This window comes from Mycobacterium sp. 852014-50255_SCH5639931 (assembly GCF_001665605.1).
GTDB classification, from domain to species: domain Bacteria; phylum Actinomycetota; class Actinomycetes; order Mycobacteriales; family Mycobacteriaceae; genus Mycobacterium; species Mycobacterium paraffinicum.
Window position 1 is genome coordinate 25,678 of record NZ_LZSV01000033.1, and the last position, 16,142, is coordinate 41,819.

Sequence of the window (16,142 nt, forward strand, 5' to 3'; positions counted from 1 at the left end):
GGGGTCGCGATCAGCCGGGAAAGTACCGGATCCGGTTGATGGCGTCGCCCCGCCAGGCCATGTCGGCGAACAGTATTCCCCGCCCACGGCCGGAGTGGACCGACACCGTCACCGTGGGGCCCGCGCCGATCATCTTGGTCGAACCGCCGCCGTCCAGCTGCTCGACGAGTTCAGCGAGGTCGAGGGCGTCGTGGTCGCCGAGAGTGATTGTCGCGCCGGGTGATAACGCACGCGACGCCGCGAGGAGATCTTGCCGCGCGGCGGCACCGAGGAATGCCTCGGCGAGCTTCTTGTGCCGCGCACCAACCCGCCGGAATCCCGTCATGAAGCCGGTCGTGCCGCGCAACCGCTGATTGCTCAACAAGCCCCGAGACAGTTGCAGGGCGGGTCCGACCGCGCGTGATCCGGTTCGCAGGAACTGGAGCATCATCGCGGGCAGTTCCCAATAAGCCCGCAGTTCGCCAATGCGCCACTCGCCGTTGGTGTCTCGCAGGTCGTAGCGCAGGAACGCGGGAATGTACATCGTGATCGCCGTGCCCATCGCAACCTCGAGCTCGACGTCGCGCAGCACCACGGTGTCGACGACGATGTCGAGGTCGCGGTGGAATTTGATGTCACGCGGACCGATGAAGGTGTCATAAAAGCGGCCGATCTGCTCTTGCCCGACGTGCGGCCGCGACCCGACCGGATCCTCGACGCGGCCGTCGTCGGTGAACAACGCCACCCACCCGGCGCGGTCGTGCGCGGCGGCCGCCTGCGGCGAGCGCTCGACGGCGGCCAGGAGATGCTCCCGATCCGGCGCGACCCCCATCACGGACCCCCGACCACTTCGACACCCGTGGCCCGCATCTTCTCAAGCGCCTCCGCGGCCGAGTCCGGCGAGACGGCCGCGGTCAGGTTTACCAGCACCCGGGTGGACAGGCCCGCCCGCGCGGCGTCCTCGGCGGTCCGCCGGACGCAATGATCGGTGGCGATGCCGACCACATCGACCTCGTCGACCCCACGCTCCCGCAACCAGTCCAACAGCGGGGTCCCATTCTGGTCCACACCCTCGAAGCCGCTGTATGCCGCGGCAAAGGCGCCCTTGCGGAAGACTGCCTCGATCCGGCTGGTGTCGAGGTCGGGCCGCAGCTCCGCACCGGCACTTCCGGCGATGCAGTGCGGTGGCCACGATGATGAATAGTCCGGCCGGTCGGAGAAGTGGTCGTCCGGCTGGACGTGGAAATCCTGGGTTGCTACGACGTGCCGGTAGCCCGGCTCGCCGGCGAGGTAGTCGTTGATGGCGGGCGCCACGGCGGCACCGCGGGTCACCGGCAGCGAGCCACCCTCGCAGAAATCGTTTTGCACGTCGACGATGATCAACGCCCTCACGCGTTTCACCCTATCGGTGTCGCCCGTCACGGCGCTTCAGCTGGGCGTATGGGTGGGACGGTTTGTTCGCCAACCAGTCGGGTAATCCACCGGCCATGTTGATCCGGAGAATCGCGCGCCCGTTGCTTTCAGTGGCTTTCATCGGCCAAGGAGTCAATTCCCTGCTGAACCCCAAATCGGCGGCGGCAGCGGCCGCCCCCGCGGTGGATGGTTTGCAGGCGTTGCCGAATTCGGTGAGCGGCAACATTCCGAGTGACCCCGAGACGGTCGCACAAATCACTGCGGCCGTTCAGATCGGCGGCGGCCTGCTGCTGGCCACCGGCAAGCTGCCGCGCGTCGCCTCGGCCGCCCTCGCGTTCACGGTGGTACCGGCCAACCTCGGGGCGCACTCGTTCTGGAACGAGAGCGATCCGGAGGCGAAAGCGCAGAAGCGCCAGCAGTTTCTCACCGACCTCAGCCTGGTGGGTGGATTGCTGATCGCGTCCGCCGACACGGCGGGCAAGCCGTCACTCGGGTGGCGCGGTCGCCGGGCGGCCGAGCGGCTCTCCGAGCGAGTGTCTTCGGCGCTGCCCGGCTCCGACGACGCCCACTTCGATACCGACTTTTCGGAGTTGGGCGAAAAGATCGTGCACGGCCTGCAGATCGGCGCCGAACGCGGTCGCGAACTGGCCAGCACGGCGGCCGAACGAGGCGCGCCGTACGCGGAGGCCGCGCTCGAACGCGGTCGCGAATTCGCCAGCACGGCCGCCGAACGGAGCAAGCCGCTGGCCCAGAAGGCCCGCAAACGGGGCGAGGAGCTGGCCGACGAGGCGGCCGAGCGAGCCGCGCCGTTGGCGAAGAAGGCGCGCAAGCGCGGTGAAGAACTCGCCGACGAAGCCGCCGACTGGGCGGCGCCGCTGGCGAAGAAGGCCCGCAAGCGCAGCGAGAAGTTGGCCAAGGAGGCACGCAAGCGCGGTGAGGACCTGGCGAGCACGGCATTGGATCGCGGCGAAGACCTCGCCGACACCGCCCGCGCGCGCGGCATCTACCTCGCCGACACGGCCCGGGCTCGGGGGGGCTACCTGGCCGACACCGCGCGCGAACGACTCGGTGAACAGGTCAAGACGGGTCGCCGCAAGCTTTCCTGAGGGTTCACGCGTCGCCGCGCAGATAGGCGTCGACGATCGCATCGACGCCGGGGCCGACATCAATGGTCGCGCCGGCCTCGTCGGCGCCGAGCGGCTCGAGCGCGTCGAATTGGGACCGCAGCAGCGCGGCCGGCATGAAATGACCGGTCCTGGCGGCCAGCCGGCCGCTGATGAGTGCCGGTGAACCGGCGAGGTGCAGGAATTCGACCTGCGGGCAGTGCGTGCGCAACTGGTCGCGGTATCTGCGCTTGAGCGCCGAACAACTCACCACGCCTCCGTCGCAGTGGCCGGCCAACCACTCCCCGACCTTGTCCAGCCAGGGGTAGCGGTCGTCGTCGTCGAGCGGTTCACCGGCCGCCATCTTGGCGATGTTGGCCGGCGGGTGCAGGGAGTCGGCGTCCACGAAGGGCACCCGCAAGCGTCGCGCGAGCGCCGCTCCGACGGTCGACTTGCCCGATCCGGAAACACCCATCACCACGACGGGGGCCCGTCCGCTCACTCGGACGCGAGGTTGCGGTTCCATTCCAGCCAGCCGACGCCGTTGCGTCCGTCGGCAGTCTGGACGGTCGCCCAGACCCGCGGGAACTGGCTCACCCGCCCGTCCGCGGCGATCAGACGCACCGGAGCCTGGCCGCGGACCTCGACGTCCGCGGTGATCTCGCCGGGATTGAGCTCCAAGGTGGCTTCCAGCGGCAATCCGTTGACGCCGAACGACTCTCGTGAATCCACCGTTTGCAGCTCGGTGACCGTTCCCCGCGCGTCCTGGGAGTAGCCGATGCTGAACGCCGGCGCGCCGGGAATCCGGATGTTGACGCCGTGCAGGTGGGTGCCGTCGTCCAGGTGCAGCGCGCTCCAAATCCAGTCCATGCTCCACCAGTCACGCACGCCCCACGAGTGATCGCGCTGGCCGGGGACCGACTCGACGCGATAGCTGGCGTCATCGATGGTCACCGTGCCCGAGACCCGGCACGGGATCTCGTAGCGCGTCGTCAACCGGTATTTGTACGGAACGCCGTCGGTGTCCCACACCAAGCTCATGGTCATTTCGACCGGGGTGCCGGGTTCCCCGCGCATCAACGCCGACGGATCGGGGTAAGCGTGAGCGCGCGCGTGCAGGTCGACGCGGTAGGTCTGCAGCGGGGTGGTCGCGGAGTGGCCGAGCTCGAAGGATTCGGTGCGCACGTCCCACGGGTCCGCCGGCAGCGGTACTTGCGCGTCGACGGCCACGGTGGGCATGCCGGGCCCGCAGAGCAGCGCGTGCACCCACGCCTTCTGCTCGTTGGCGATCACGCCGAGGCGGAACCAGCCGCCCAATCCCTGTTCCGCATCGGCGAAGTCGGCATACCAGCTCTCGCTCCACAGTGGTTCGGCGGTCGGCGCGTGCGCACCTTCGTCCTCCTCCGTGGGCTGCAAGGGTTCGGGCGTCTGCGCGGCGGGCAGGGTCGCCAGCGCGTCGGTGTCGAGCACGTGATCACAGTGCCGTTGCAGCATCGTCATGAACATCCGGTCGCCGCGCTCGGTGCGTTCCACCAGCATCGAAGAGACGATCGCCATCATCACGCCGAAAAAGCTTTGCCTGCGAACACCTTCGGCGACGTCGGCGAGCGACAGCGGCGCCGCGGGCCCCAGCGCCTCGTGGTAGGCCAGCAACAACGCGTCGTACTGCTCCCGGCGATCCGGGGTCGGCAGCGCGCAGCCGAGGAAGTAGGACAGGTCGGTCAGCGCCGGACCCCAGGAAACCGTCTGCCAATCGACGACCGTCAGCGGGCGGTCGGCCGCGGCGGTGCCGAACAACAGGTTGTCCAGGCGGTAGTCACCGTGCATCAGCCCACAGGTCCGGTCGGGCGCCGACTCGGCGGCCAGGTAGCCGTCGAAGGACGCGACCAGGCGTTCGCACACCATGCGGTGCTCCGGTGCGATCTGGTCGCCGTAGCGGTCGATGAACCCGGCGTACAGCGGAGCGATCATCGCCTGGTTGAGCGGCGATTCCCGGTTCAGCCACGGGGCTTCGGCCAACGTGGTGTCGCCGAGCAGCGGCCCGTGCAGCCGCCCGAGCTCGACGACACAGAGGTGCGCCTGTTCGGCTGTCGCGCCGGCGATTTCGTCCCCGACCACGGCCGGCCCGGCATCACCCAGCAACAGATCGAACGCGCCCGTCGAAGTATCGACGGCGGCGTGGTAGCAGGGCGCTATCGGCCCACCCAGGCGTGGCGCGATGTCGCCGTAGAAGCGCACCTCCCGCTCGTAGAGGCCAAGGGCAAGCCCGGTTTGCCGGCTCACCGGGTCGGTGGCCGCCACTTTGAGCACTACCGACTCGGGCCTGCCGGAGGCCGCCGCGGCCTCGGCGTAGCTGAGCCGGATGCGGTAGCACTCGCTCATCTGCCCGGTGCCGATGCGCTCGACGGCGAAATCGGCGATGGGTCCGGCGCCGATCGCGGCTTCCAGCCATGCGGCGGTCAGGTCGCCGGGCCGTTCGATGACTTCTGCGGTGTCGGCATGCATGAGGGTCAGCGTGCCAGGTCACTGGGCCAGGGAGAAGCCATCCCAGGCAATCCGGCGGTGCGGGTGTGGATCGAACTCGACGCGGCTCTTGCGGTCGAAGACCATGACGGCACGGTCGGCGGTGGTGTAGGTGGGCCAGTCGTCGCCCGGGGCACCGTGGCGGCTGAAGGACCGCCACCGCCGCTGCACCTGGTTACTGACCCGCAGCGCGGCGCGCCGATCGGCCGCGGCGGTCAGCAGCGCGCCGAATCGGGTGCGATAGACGTCGAAGACGGCCAGCAACTCGGTGGCATGGGTGGCACCCAGCCCCGACCAGCGCAGCGTGCGGGGGGCGTAGTCGTACCGGTAGAGGTAGGTGGGCGCGTGTGCGCTGTGGGCCTCGGCGATCTGCCAGGCCGCCGAACCGAAGGCGAAGTCGCCGCCGAGCTGGATGCATGCCGACGGCGCGGGATAATCCGGGTACGCGGACGTAATACGTTCGCGCGCAGCCGGTTCCGTGTCGGCCAGCAGTTCCTCGATCATCGTTTGATTGGTCGGCAGCATTTTGAGGAACCGGGTGAACAGGCGCCCCTCTTCGGCGTTGGTGCCCACGATGAGTGGCACCCGGTGCGCGTGCCCTCCGCGCATCGCCTCGACCGGATCGATGGGCACGACGTCGTCGCCGGCGACCGGGCCGATCGGAAAGGCGCCCAGCCTGTCCTCCATGCCCTGGTCGATCAGCCGGTGCTGGGCGTCGACCAGTTGCGCCGGTGACGCCTGCATCAGCACCTCGGCGGCGTCCTGCGGGCGCGCGCCCAGCAGCGCGGCGAAGCGTGTCGCGAATTCCGCGGCGGTCTCTTGCGACCGGACCATGCCGGCGGCCGGACTTTCCGAAATGGCCCTTGCGAACAGCCCTTCGGCCGCCGGCACCGCCAACAGGCTGGCGGTGATGTGCGCGCCTGCGCTCTCCCCGAAGATGGTTACGTTATCCGGGTCGCCGCCGAACGCGGAGATGTTGTCTTTCACCCAGCGCAACGCCATCACGAGGTCGCGCAGGAACAAGTTGCTGTCGATCGTGATGTCCGGGGTCGAAAGGGACGACAGGTCCAGGCATCCCAACGCGCCCAGCCGGTAGTTCACCGATACGTACACGCAACCGCGGCGCGCCAATGCGGCGCCGTCGTACAGCGGCGTGGCCGAGCTGCCGAGGATGTAGCCACCGCCGTGAATGAAGACCATGACGGGCAGCGGCTCTTCGGCGGGGCCCTCGGGGGTGACGACGTTGAGGGTGAGGCAGTCCTCCCCCATCGGCTGGTAGCGGCCGACTCCGAGCATGGTGTAGCGGCGCTGCTGGGGCGCGCAGTTGGCGAAGCCGTGGCAGTGCCGCACCCCCGACCACGGTTGCGCCGGCCGGGGCGCCCGCAATCGCAACGACCCGACCGGCGGCCGAGCGTACGGGATGGATCGCCAGCGGTGGACGCCGTCGCGGGTGAAGCCTTCCACGGTGCCGATGCTCGTGCGTGCGCGGACGGTGCGCTGATGCATAACCCGACGTTAGCCGACATGACGGGCGTAACGCGCGCGCAGCGCCTTATTTGCGGGCATGGCGGTTTAGCCTGACTAGATGCGGATCGCCGCGCTGCTGGCAGCGTCGTTACTGATCGCCGGGTGCTCACACACCGTCGGTGGCCAGTCCCAGCAAACTCAGACGTCGACGACCGCCGCCTCCACTCCACCTGGCAGCAAACCCCCGGCCCCCTCTGCCGCACCGGCGGCGGGAGCCTCGATCTCCGACGTCATCGCATGGATCGAGGCCGGCCATCCCGCAGACCCCGGTCGCTATCACAACGCGATTCGCGACGGTGCGACCACGCCACTCGGCAACGACATCGCGTTCACGGCCGCCGCCGGCAAAGCGTCTTGCACGACCGATTCCAAGCACACGGGTGCCGCCCTGCTCTGCCTGGTGAGCCTGACCAACCCACCACCCGCTCCCCCGACGTCCTACGGCGGCTGGCAGGGCGGTTGGGTGACCTTCGACGGCGTCAACCTGCAGGTGGGTGCTTCGCGCGCCGATCCCGGCCCGTTCATTAACGGCAATGGTTCGGAACTGGCGAACGGTGACTCGCTGTCATTCGGCGACTATCGTTGCCGCGCCGATCAAACCGGACTGTACTGCGTGAATTACGCCCACCAGTCGGCCGCCCGATTGAGCCCCGCGGGCAGCCAACCGTACGGCTGCCTACGGCCGGCGCCCGCACCGGATGGCGTGGGCACGGCGTTCAGCTGTTCGTGATGGTCGCGAACAGCTCGGCCATCTCGTCGGCGGGCCCACCAGGGACCGTGTAGCCGGCTTCGTCCCGGATCTCATCGAGATGGTCGCGCACATCCTCGATCGACAGGCCGGGGTCATAGAAACCCTTTGTCCGGGCGATGAAGAAGCGCGCGACATGTCCGGCACCGACCGTGTAGATCTCTCCGGAAACGGGGCATTCCCGGTGCGTCAGGAAGGCCGCCACCGGCGCGACCTGCGCCGGGTCTAGTTTTCGAAGGTATTGGCCCACAAGGTCGTCCAATACCGCCCGCGCCGCCGGGTCATCCTGCGGGCCGGCGCCGTCGAGCGAGTGCCTCAGCATCCGGGTGTAGGCGATCGGCGCGATGGCATTGACCTTGATGCCGTGCTCGGCCCCCTCGGCGGCCAGCACGCGGGTAAAACCGACCAGCCCGGTCTTCGCCGCGCCGTAGTTGCTCATGCGTTCGGCGCCGAGGATTCCGGCGGCCGAGCAGGTGTTGAGGACGCGGCCGTAGCGCTGCTCCCGCATGGCCCGCCACGCCGGCCGCGTCACGTAAAAGGCACCCTTCAGGTGCACATCCACCAGGGGGTCGAGCCGATCGGAGGTCATGTCTTCGAACGGCGTGTCACCCACGATGCCGGCGTTGTTGATCAGGATGTCCACGCGCCCCCAGGCACGCAGGGCGGTGTCGATAATCGCCTCTGCACCTTCGGGACTCGTCACGCTGTGGTTGTCTGCGACAGCCTCGCCGCCTTGCCGGCGGATCTCGTCGACGACGGTGTCGGCCGCCGAGGTGTTAGAACCGTCCCCGGTCACCGATCCACCCGTGTCGTTGACCACGACCCGGGCGCCGCGCGAGGCGAGAAGGAGTGCGTATTGCTTGCCCAGACCTCCGGCGGCGCCGGTGATTACGGCGGCCTGATCGGCGAATCGCATGGTCGTTGTCACCAGGTGACCGGAAGCTCTTTCATGCCGTAGATGTGGGCCTCTTTGAATCTCAGCTTCTCCGGCGGCACCGCCAGTTTCAGCCCGGGTAGTCGGCGTGCCAGCGTGGCGAACGCGACCTGCATCTCGACGCGGGCCAGATTCGCTCCGATGCATTGGTGCACGCCATACCCGAAGCCCAAGTGTCCGCGGGTGTTTCGGTCGGCGTCGAAGGATTCGGGATTGTCGACGAATTCGGCGTCCCAGTTCCCGGCGAGCAGGCTCATCATGACGAACTCGCCCTCGCGAATCAGCTCACCACTGATCATCAGGTCTTCGGTCGCCACGCGATCGACCTGGCTGTGCACGATGCTGAGGTAGCGCATGAGCTCTTCGACGATGTTCGCGACGACCGCACGGTCGTCGGTTTGTCCGAGTCGCTCGAATACGTCCGGATGTTCCAGCAGCGCAACCGTTCCCAACGCGATCATGTTGGCGGTGGTTTCGTGGCCGGCCTGCATCATGATCACGCTGTTCATGGCCGTGGTGGTGTGGTCCAGCTGGCCCGTCGCCACGTATTCGGTCAGCAGGCGGCTGATCAAGTCGTCGCCGGGTTCGCGCGCTTTGCGTTCCACCAACTCTTCGATGTAGGCGTACATCGCCCCGAACGCGTGGCCCTTTTCCTCGTCGGTGGATTTCTGGTCAAGCCCCTTCGTGGTGTTGTGCTGGAAGATTTCGAGGTCTTCGGGCGGCACCCCCAACAACAATGCGATCACCATTGACGGCACGGGCAAGGCGAATTCACGCACCAGATCACCCGGCGCACCGTTGGCGATCATCTGGCCGAGGTAGTGGTCGACCATTTCCTGAATGTGCGGCCGCATCGATTCGCAACGCCTGAAGGTGAAGTTGCTCGTCATCATGCGCCGCAATCGGTGATGCTCGGGATCATCGGTCCGCGCGAAAATCACCGCGACCTTGTTGTCGGCGTCCGTCGGCAGCATCGAATCCGGAATGGTCTTCGCGGACAGGCGCGGATCAACCAGCGCGGCCCTGATGTCCTGGTAGCGGCTGACCACCCAGACCGGGTTGCCCTGGAACATCGCCTTTCGTAGCCCGGGTTGTTCTCGCCACTCGGCGAACTCGGGCGGGGGCGCGAGCGGGCAATGTCCAGGACGCGGTACCGGCAGCACCGGGAGCTCGGCGTCGGAGCAGGAGTCGGAGGTCTCGAAAGATATTGACATAACCAGCGTTTCCCATTAAGTGTCAGTTATCTGCCAGTTGTAGAGCGTAAAGCTGCGTTTGCTGGCAGTCAACTGTCAGTTAGGCTCGTCACCATGACCGCGGTTGAGGACCGGCCGTTGCGGGCGGACGCGGCACGCAACGTCGAGCGCATCCTGCGCGCGGCGCGCGAGGTATATGCCGAGTTGGGGCCCGACGCCCCCGTGGAGGCGGTCGCGCGCCGAGCCGGCGTGGGCGAGCGAACCCTCTACCGCAGGTTCCCGGCGAAGGCCGCCCTGGTCCGGGCCGCCCTGGATCAGAGCATCGCGGAGGACCTCACGCCGGTGATCGACACCGCCCGCGTCTCCAAGGATCCGCTACGCGGTCTCACCCAACTGATCGAAGCGGCGATCTCGCTGGGGGCCCGCGAACACAACCTGTTGACCGCTGCACGCCGGGCCGGGTCACTGTCGTCTGACATCTCGGTTTCGCTCAACGAGGCGCTCGGCGACCTTACCCGCGAAGGTCAGAGAGTCGGCAGCATCCGTGCCGACTTGGTCAGCGACGACCTACCCCGCCTGGTCGCGATGCTCTTCAGCGTGCTGTCGACGATGGATGCGGACAGCGATGGCTGGCGGCGTTATGTCGCACTCGTTGTCGACGCGATATCGGTGAGTGAGCGGCTGCCGTTGCCTCCGGCGGCGGCACTGCGTTACGAGGTCGGGCCGAATAGCTGGCCGCTGTAGACGATTCAGTTGATCGTCACGCCGGCGTCGACCTTGAACTGCAACCCCGTCACATAGCGGGACTCGTCGGATAGCAGGAACAGCACCGCGTGGCTGACCTCGAGGGGCTCGATGGCCGGGGTGGGCATCGCATTGACGAAGATGGGAATCAGGTCGGGCCGCAATTCGCCCAGAGCGGCCCCGATCGACGGCGGGATCATGCCGGTGGGCGATCCCGTCGGATGCACCGAGTTGACCCGAACATTCTGGGCGGCCAGTTCGTTGGCCAACGCCAAGGTCAAACCCACGACACCATGCTTCGCGGCCGTGTAAGGCAGCTGCAAAGGAAAGCCTTTGATGGCACCGGCAGAGCTGATATTGACCAGGCTGCCACCGCCTTGGTCAAGCAAGTGGGGTATGGCCGCCGCGCAAGTGTTCCACACGCCGATGAGGTTCACGTCGACCACCGTGCGCCAGTCCTCGGGGGTCGTCTTGTCCCACAGCGCAACCGTCAGCACGCCGGCGTTGGCGACGGCGCCGTCCAAACCGCCAAGTTCCGCGACGCCGTCATCGACCGCCTCGCGCAACTCGGCCTCGTTGCGGACGTCGACGACCCGACTCACACAGCGGCGGCCGACCTCGCGAACCAGCCGCACCGTCTCGTCGAGGTCTTGCTCTGTGGCCAAGGGATATTCGATCTCGGGCAAAGATCGGCAGATGTCGACGAGGATCAGGTCGGCGCCCTCCTCGGCAAGCCGGAGCGCGTGGCTGCGCCCCATACCGCGGGCGGCACCGGTAATCAGAATGCGTTTACCGGCAACGCGTCCCGGATGTGGTGTCACCCGGCTAGCGCTCGTTCCACATCAGGCCACGCATTGTCGCGGACAGCGGGATGTCCTCCACACCGATGAGTCCTTGCGGCGCGCGGCACACCCAGTCGATGGCATTCACCGCCCGGCCCGCCGTCGAGATGCAGCCGGCATCAGTGGAATCGAAAAGAGGGTGCGAAACGTGGGTGTTGATTTCCACCCGCGGTTCGCCCTCCACGACGACGCGGTGTACCCCGGTATGCCCCTCGGGCGGGTACTCCCAGTCGGGCGCCGCAGCCTGCGTGAGCCTGGTGACGTGCTCGAGGGTGATCACCGGCTCGCCGTCACGTACGCCCTCGGTGGCAAAGCGCACCGCGGCCATTTGTCCGGGCTCCACCGTCATCATCGTGCATTCGATTCGTTCCGGCGTGTACCAAGGTTCGACGCGCTGGCGCACGTCGTCCAGTTTGATGTCGAGATTATCCGCCAGGCTGCGGACCTGACCTCCCCACATCGACACGATCACCCCGGGCAGGAACATCATCGGCGAGTCGTCGTCAGGCGTCGACCCGAATCCCATTGCCGCGCCGGTGAACTCGGCATCGTCATAGTTTCCGTAATCGAAAATCTCCTGCACGGTGATCGAGGAGATGCGAGTGGTCAGGCTAGCCGCTGAGTGCACCAGCGTGTCGCCGGAGAAACCGGGGTCGATGCCGTTGACGTAGAGAGAAGTGTTGCCCGCCGCGCAGGCCCGCTCCAGGGGCTCCCGCAACCAATCGTCGGCATGGTGAGGCGTGACCAGCCAGACCATCGACGTGCCGACGACGTTGACGCCCGCCGCGAGGAACTTGGCCATCTGTTCGATGGCTTCCATCGGCCGAGTTTCGCCCTGCGACGTGTAAACCACGCAGTCGGCGTTGAGGGCCACCAGCGCGTCGATGTCGTTTGTGGCGATGACACCGGTCGGTTCGTCCAGTCCGCACAACTGCGCCGCATCCTGACCGATCTTCTCGGCGCTGGCGGCGTGCACGCCGACGAGTTCGAGATCCGGTCTGCCGATGATGGCTCGCAACGAGTGCCGGCCCACGTTTCCGGTGGAGAATTGGATGACTCTGCGCACGGTTACCTTCGTCCTTCCAGCGGCGGGTGATGCACCATCATGGCGCGTTCAATCGCGGCGCGGGTCAGTAGTCGGGTATCGGCAGCGGCGAATTGTTGGAGTCGATGCCGCCGTCGACGTGGAAGGTCGCGTTGGTTGCATAACAATCCCGAGTGCACAGATACACCGCGAGCCGTCCGAGATCCTCGACGTCGCCCAGCCGGTGCAGCGGGGTGGCCTCTTGCATCTTCTCGAGCGACCCGGGCATCAGATCCAGGCTGCCCTTCAGACCGTCGGTGGCGAAGGAACCCAGGGCGATGGCGTTGACGCGAATCTTGGGGGCGAGTTCCTGTGCCATGGCGCGGGTGAGCGCTTCGAGGCCGCCCTTCGCAACGCAATACGCGGTCAGCGCGCGGATGCCGAACCGCGCCGAGCCCGACGAGATGTTGATGATGGAACCGTGCCCGGCGTTGAGCATGTGCGGGGCGGCGAGCTGACTCATGATGAAGGCCGAAGTCACGCACCAGTCGAAGGTGTGCCGAAAGTCTTCGTCGGTGATGTCCAGAAACCGCGCGTAGGTGGACCCGCCGACATTGTTGACGAGAATGTCGATGCGGCCGAAGCGCTCCATCGCGGCGTTCACGACCCGCTCTCCGTCGGGACGACTCATCGCGTCGGCCACGAGCGCCAGCCCCTTGCCGCCCGCCGCCTCGATGCCTTGAATCGTGCCAACGATATCCGCCTCGGTGCGCGCGGTGCCGACGATGGTGGCGCCGGCCTCCGCCAAAACCCGCGCAATGCCCGCGCCGACGCCCTTCCCGGCGCCAGTGACGATCGCGACCTGTCCATCGAGCCGGAACTGCTCCAATGCCATGCCGGGCTCCTTTGACCGTGCGGGGTATGTGCGCAGTTCAATCTATGAATGTTGCTGACTAAAGTCAATGACGATCAGGAATCGAACTCCGCGATGCCAGGGATGGTCCAAGAATGACCAAGTTATGCAAGCCTTTCTGGCCGGAACACGGCATAATGGTCTGGTTAACCTCGGCACTCTGGCATGAGTCGAGTCAACTGTGAGGAAAGAAATGGCCGTAACGGACAGGCTCTCTGCGCGCGAAGCAAAGCGCCTGCAGACGAAGGAGCGATTGATGGGCGCCGCCATCGCCGAGTTCACCAGATCCGGGATGGCAGAAGCCGACGTCAGCACCATTGTGGCGGCAGCAGGGGTCGCCCATGGAACCTTCTTCTTTCACTTCCCGACCAAAGAACATGTTCTGCTCGAGTTGGAGCGGCGCGAAGAGGACCGCATCGCCAAGCAGTTCGCGCAATTCTTGAAATCCAAGCACGACCTGACTTCAGCCTTGAACGAGGCCGTCCGCCTCGTGGTCGGATTGGAACGTCGGCTAGGCGATCTGCTCTTCAATGACTTTCTCGCACTGCACTTCTCCCAAACCCGGCCGCAAACCGAAGACGGCAGGGATCACCCCTTGATCGTCTTGGTCGCCCAGGAGATCGCGCTTGCTCAAGAACGCGGCGAGACGGACCCGGACGTCAATTCCATGAACAGTGCGGTGTTCTTCCTGCTGGGTCTCTACGCGCTGTTGATTACCACGAGCCACTGGCCGACTGGCCACAGCCTCCTGGAAGACTACGTCGCGAGGACATTGCGTAGCTTAAAGCCTTGATGTGCCGCGGCACTAAGGCCGTATCACCCCGCGCAGCGGCATGAGCCCAAGTTCGTTGTGGGACATGAAGCCTGGCGGGGCGTCGCAGACGGCGGGGATGGCATTCGCGGGGCCCATCGCTGTCCAGGTGTAGCCGGGCAACGCGTAGCCGCCGTCAGGGTCCTGCGCCCCCTGGAGGATCAGCTCTGTGGATGAGTCACCCTCGATCACGATGCGGTAGTGATAGTGCTGGGGCCAATCCTCCTGCGGCTCAATAGCATCGTATGTGTCCATCGTGTAGATCTCGTGAAAGACGATGAGCGGCCGACCCTCCACCCACGCTGTCCATTTGTGATGCTGGCGGGCAACGGTACCCGCCTTGATCACCCCCTTGAAGCCCGGCATGTCGCTGGTTTCCCCGCCTTCGAACGGGATGTCCCGCGTGGCGACGCCGAGCTCCACCTCCGTCGTATACCTTTCGACCGTTTTACCCATGTGCTCGACGATCATTGCCATCGACTGTGCGAACAGCGGCCAGGCTTGCCCCAGCAGATTCGGGCCGTCCTCGAAGCCGGCCGGATCGCTGCCCATCCCCATCTCGAACAAGTATTTCAGGGTGTCCCTGCCGAAATTCACGACCTCGTAGATGTGGATGGTGTCGATTTGGCTGACGATCCGGGCCAACGTCAGGACAAGGAGGTCACCCGCGAAACCGGGATTAACCCCACCTGCGTGGAACGATGTGCCGCCCTCGAGGCACGCGGCGTGGATCTTGTCGATATCCGCCTGACTGTGCTCGGTTCGGTACCACCACGCGCCGCCCGACGCGACCACGTTCTTCCCACCGCGCAGCAGGCGGCAGACTTCGTCAGGATCAGACCACAGCGGCGCGTAGAACACGCAATCCGCATCGAGAGCCTCGATGACCGTCTTGTCATCGGTAGCGAGCACTCCAGTCGGTGGTTTGCCGCAAAGCTCGCCGGCGTCCTTGCCGACCTTCTCCGGACGATTGCAGAGCACCCCGACCAGTTCGTAGGCCGGGTTATGGGCGAAATGGCGCAGCGCCACCGTTCCGACGTTGCCGACGCCCCATTGGATGACGCGGTACTTCTTCTCGGCCGGCGATTTTCCCGTGACTGTTGATTCTTGGGTCAGCGTCATTGCTACTCCTTTGCATGCGCGGGCAACGTTATGACGAACGAGCGGGCTCTTTGCCGGCAGCATCATGCCGGCCGGAGAGGCTAGCTCGCAGACAATTCACCAAGCCTTAGCGGCTGAGCGTAGGCACCTCGCCAACATGGTGTCAACGATTACCGCCTGACTCTTGTCAGTAGCAATGCCCAGACGTATCGGCCGTGAAGCCCTCCGAAGTGGCATTCGAGCTTGTTTGAAAAGCTCTTCCTTTGACTACTACTGCGCACCTTTACTGAGTACAGTCAGTGAGCTATGTCATTCATCGGCGAGCGAAGGGGTTGCTGCATGCTGCAAGACCGCAAGATCCTCGTGACCGGAGGCACAGGTCAGATCGCCGGCCCGATTGCCGAGGACTTCGCCAAGCGCAATGAGGTGTGGATCGCGGCGCGGTTCAGCAATCCAGACCGAAGAGCAGAACTCGAGGCGCTTGGAATCAAGACTTGCGTATGGGACATGGACACGGGCGACAACTCGTCGCTGCCGGAGGACTTCACCCACGTGGTCCATTCGGCCCTGAACCTCAGCCCTGACTACGACCAAGCGATTACCAACAACGCAGAAGGATCTGCGCTACTGATGCAGCACTGCCGCAAGGCGAAGGCGTTTCTTCACGTCTCTAGCACGTGTGTCTATAAGCCTCACGCAGATCATCCCAACCACGCTTACGCGGAGACCGACCCGCTCGGCGGTCTCGCCAGCTATGCCGAGGTCTATCCGATCGCAAAGATCACCTCCGAGGGCAGCGTTCGTGCCGCCGCACGCATGTTGGACCTCCCCACCACCATCGCCAGGATGAACGTTGGGTACAGCTGGACGGGTCATGGCGGGCTTCCCGTCATGCAATACCAGACCTTTAAGGGTGGACAACCCTGGCTCATTCCGTTGGGCTACCACAACATCGGGTCACCCATCGGGGGCGTCGACATCGCCGACCAAGCGCACAAGCTGCTTGAAATCGCCACTGTCCCTGCGACGATCGTCAACTGGGGCGGAGATGACCCGGTCACGGACCAGCAGATGGGTGAATACGTCGCCGAACTCACGGGGGTGACCGCAAGTTTTGTCGAGTCGCCCGTCAGTTTCGACAGCTTCTGGTCCGACAACACCCGCCGTGAGCAACTCATCGGCAAGTGCTCGCAGCACTGGAAGGAAGGCGTTCGGGACACGTTTTCCAGGCTCGGTTTGATCGGCGTCGCCGATTAGCAGCACCGGACGGACCGGTCGAACAAGACG

General features: G+C 65.8%; 16 protein-coding genes. 5 read left to right on the forward strand and 11 right to left on the reverse strand.

Annotated features, from left to right (window positions below; all coding sequences use genetic code 11):
* Window positions 1–10 precede the first annotated feature (10 nt).
* Together A5758_RS19200 and pncA are read right to left on the reverse strand one after the other, a co-directional pair.
* Window positions 11–811, reverse strand: coding sequence for a ketosteroid isomerase family protein (locus A5758_RS19200; protein ID WP_067743188.1), 801 nt, complete (start codon window positions 809–811; stop codon window positions 11–13).
* Window positions 811–1,371, reverse strand: coding sequence for a pyrazinamidase PncA (pncA, locus tag A5758_RS19205; RefSeq protein WP_082939770.1), 561 nt, complete (start codon window positions 1,369–1,371; stop codon window positions 811–813). Before pncA ends, A5758_RS19200 begins: the two co-directional genes overlap by 1 nt.
* 95 nt (window positions 1,372–1,466) lie before the next feature.
* On the opposite strand from pncA, the gene A5758_RS19210 reads away from it, so the two are divergent.
* On the forward strand, window positions 1,467–2,498 hold the full coding sequence (locus A5758_RS19210; protein ID WP_067743194.1) for a DoxX family protein: 1,032 nt from the start codon (window positions 1,467–1,469) through the stop codon (window positions 2,496–2,498).
* A gap of 4 nt (window positions 2,499–2,502) precedes the next feature.
* Here A5758_RS19210 and A5758_RS19215 read toward each other — a convergent pair whose 3' ends face one another.
* The 3 genes from A5758_RS19215 to A5758_RS19225 are packed head-to-tail and all read right to left on the reverse strand — an operon-like array spanning window position 2,503 to window position 6,524.
* On the reverse strand, window positions 2,503–2,997 hold the full coding sequence (locus A5758_RS19215) for a gluconokinase (RefSeq protein ID WP_067207037.1): 495 nt from the start codon (window positions 2,995–2,997) through the stop codon (window positions 2,503–2,505).
* Complete coding sequence (locus tag A5758_RS19220) at window positions 2,994–5,000, reverse strand: phosphotransferase (RefSeq protein ID WP_067743197.1); 2,007 nt, start codon at window positions 4,998–5,000, stop codon at window positions 2,994–2,996. Before A5758_RS19220 ends, A5758_RS19215 begins: the two co-directional genes overlap by 4 nt.
* A gap of 18 nt (window positions 5,001–5,018) precedes the next feature.
* The gene (locus tag A5758_RS19225) at window positions 5,019–6,524 is read right to left on the reverse strand and encodes a carboxylesterase/lipase family protein (RefSeq protein ID WP_067207032.1); all 1,506 of its coding nucleotides are present in this window, start codon (window positions 6,522–6,524) and stop codon (window positions 5,019–5,021) included.
* Window positions 6,525–6,603: 79 nt separating this feature from the next.
* Here A5758_RS19225 and A5758_RS19230 point away from each other — a divergent pair, with 79 nt between their 5' ends.
* Window positions 6,604–7,275 (forward strand): hypothetical protein, encoded by a 672-nt coding sequence (locus A5758_RS19230; RefSeq protein WP_067743205.1) that lies wholly within the window; start codon window positions 6,604–6,606, stop codon window positions 7,273–7,275.
* On the opposite strand, the gene A5758_RS19235 is transcribed toward A5758_RS19230, so the two are convergent.
* The gene (locus A5758_RS19235) at window positions 7,262–8,209 is read right to left on the reverse strand and encodes an SDR family NAD(P)-dependent oxidoreductase (protein ID WP_067743208.1); all 948 of its coding nucleotides are present in this window, start codon (window positions 8,207–8,209) and stop codon (window positions 7,262–7,264) included. The two genes, A5758_RS19230 and A5758_RS19235, sit on opposite strands and share 14 nt — an antisense overlap.
* Window positions 8,210–8,217: 8 nt before the next feature.
* Window positions 8,218–9,441: a cytochrome P450 gene (locus A5758_RS19240; RefSeq protein WP_082939766.1), complete on the reverse strand. Its 1,224-nt coding sequence runs from the start codon at window positions 9,439–9,441 to the stop codon at window positions 8,218–8,220.
* Between the two features lie 93 nt (window positions 9,442–9,534).
* Here A5758_RS19240 and A5758_RS19245 point away from each other — a divergent pair, with 93 nt between their 5' ends.
* A complete protein-coding gene (locus A5758_RS19245; RefSeq protein WP_067207027.1) occupies window positions 9,535–10,164 on the forward strand; it encodes a TetR/AcrR family transcriptional regulator in 630 nt (209 codons plus the stop codon).
* 5 nt (window positions 10,165–10,169) lie between these two features.
* On the opposite strand, the gene A5758_RS19250 is transcribed toward A5758_RS19245, so the two are convergent.
* The 3 genes from A5758_RS19250 to A5758_RS19260 form a co-directional block, all read right to left on the reverse strand.
* The gene (locus tag A5758_RS19250) at window positions 10,170–10,985 is read right to left on the reverse strand and encodes a mycofactocin-coupled SDR family oxidoreductase (protein ID WP_067743211.1); all 816 of its coding nucleotides are present in this window, start codon (window positions 10,983–10,985) and stop codon (window positions 10,170–10,172) included.
* A 4-nt stretch (window positions 10,986–10,989) separates the two neighbouring features.
* Window positions 10,990–12,072, reverse strand: coding sequence for a dihydrodipicolinate reductase (locus tag A5758_RS19255; RefSeq protein WP_067743214.1), 1,083 nt, complete (start codon window positions 12,070–12,072; stop codon window positions 10,990–10,992).
* A gap of 64 nt (window positions 12,073–12,136) precedes the next feature.
* The gene (locus A5758_RS19260; RefSeq protein ID WP_067207019.1) at window positions 12,137–12,925 is read right to left on the reverse strand and encodes an SDR family NAD(P)-dependent oxidoreductase; all 789 of its coding nucleotides are present in this window, start codon (window positions 12,923–12,925) and stop codon (window positions 12,137–12,139) included.
* Window positions 12,926–13,136: 211 nt separating this feature from the next.
* Between A5758_RS19260 and A5758_RS19265 the strand changes: the two genes are divergently transcribed.
* Window positions 13,137–13,736 carry a TetR/AcrR family transcriptional regulator gene (locus A5758_RS19265; protein ID WP_067743217.1) on the forward strand — a complete coding sequence of 200 codons (600 nt, stop codon included), beginning with the start codon at window positions 13,137–13,139 and terminating at the stop codon, window positions 13,734–13,736.
* 12 nt (window positions 13,737–13,748) lie between these two features.
* On the opposite strand, the gene A5758_RS19270 is transcribed toward A5758_RS19265, so the two are convergent.
* Entirely contained in the window at window positions 13,749–14,876 is a 1,128-nt protein-coding gene (locus A5758_RS19270) for a dihydrodipicolinate reductase (protein ID WP_067743220.1), read from the reverse strand.
* Between the two features lie 318 nt (window positions 14,877–15,194).
* Between A5758_RS19270 and A5758_RS19275 the strand changes: the two genes are divergently transcribed.
* Entirely contained in the window at window positions 15,195–16,112 is a 918-nt protein-coding gene (locus A5758_RS19275) for an NAD(P)-dependent oxidoreductase (protein WP_197503980.1), read from the forward strand.
* Window positions 16,113–16,142: the final 30 nt, after the last annotated feature.

Excerpts from the sequence above, each read along its gene's own strand:
- A5758_RS19200 (WP_067743188.1), bottom strand. The coding sequence starts at position 811 with ATGGGGGTCGCGCCGGATCGGGAGCATCTCCTGGCCGCCGTCGAGCGC.
- A5758_RS19210 (WP_067743194.1), top strand. The coding sequence starts at position 1,467 with ATGTTGATCCGGAGAATCGCGCGCCCGTTGCTTTCAGTGGCTTTCATC.
- A5758_RS19220 (WP_067743197.1), bottom strand. The coding sequence starts at position 5,000 with ATGCATGCCGACACCGCAGAAGTCATCGAACGGCCCGGCGACCTGACC.
- A5758_RS19225 (WP_067207032.1), bottom strand. The coding sequence starts at position 6,524 with ATGCATCAGCGCACCGTCCGCGCACGCACGAGCATCGGCACCGTGGAA.
- A5758_RS19230 (WP_067743205.1), top strand. The coding sequence starts at position 6,604 with ATGCGGATCGCCGCGCTGCTGGCAGCGTCGTTACTGATCGCCGGGTGC.
- A5758_RS19235 (WP_067743208.1), bottom strand. The coding sequence starts at position 8,209 with ATGCGATTCGCCGATCAGGCCGCCGTAATCACCGGCGCCGCCGGAGGT.
- A5758_RS19240 (WP_082939766.1), bottom strand. The coding sequence starts at position 9,441 with ATGTCAATATCTTTCGAGACCTCCGACTCCTGCTCCGACGCCGAGCTC.
- A5758_RS19245 (WP_067207027.1), top strand. The coding sequence starts at position 9,535 with ATGACCGCGGTTGAGGACCGGCCGTTGCGGGCGGACGCGGCACGCAAC.
- A5758_RS19260 (WP_067207019.1), bottom strand. The coding sequence starts at position 12,925 with ATGGCATTGGAGCAGTTCCGGCTCGATGGACAGGTCGCGATCGTCACT.
- A5758_RS19265 (WP_067743217.1), top strand. The coding sequence starts at position 13,137 with ATGGCCGTAACGGACAGGCTCTCTGCGCGCGAAGCAAAGCGCCTGCAG.
- A5758_RS19270 (WP_067743220.1), bottom strand. The coding sequence starts at position 14,876 with ATGACGCTGACCCAAGAATCAACAGTCACGGGAAAATCGCCGGCCGAG.
- A5758_RS19275 (WP_197503980.1), top strand. The coding sequence starts at position 15,195 with ATGCTGCAAGACCGCAAGATCCTCGTGACCGGAGGCACAGGTCAGATC.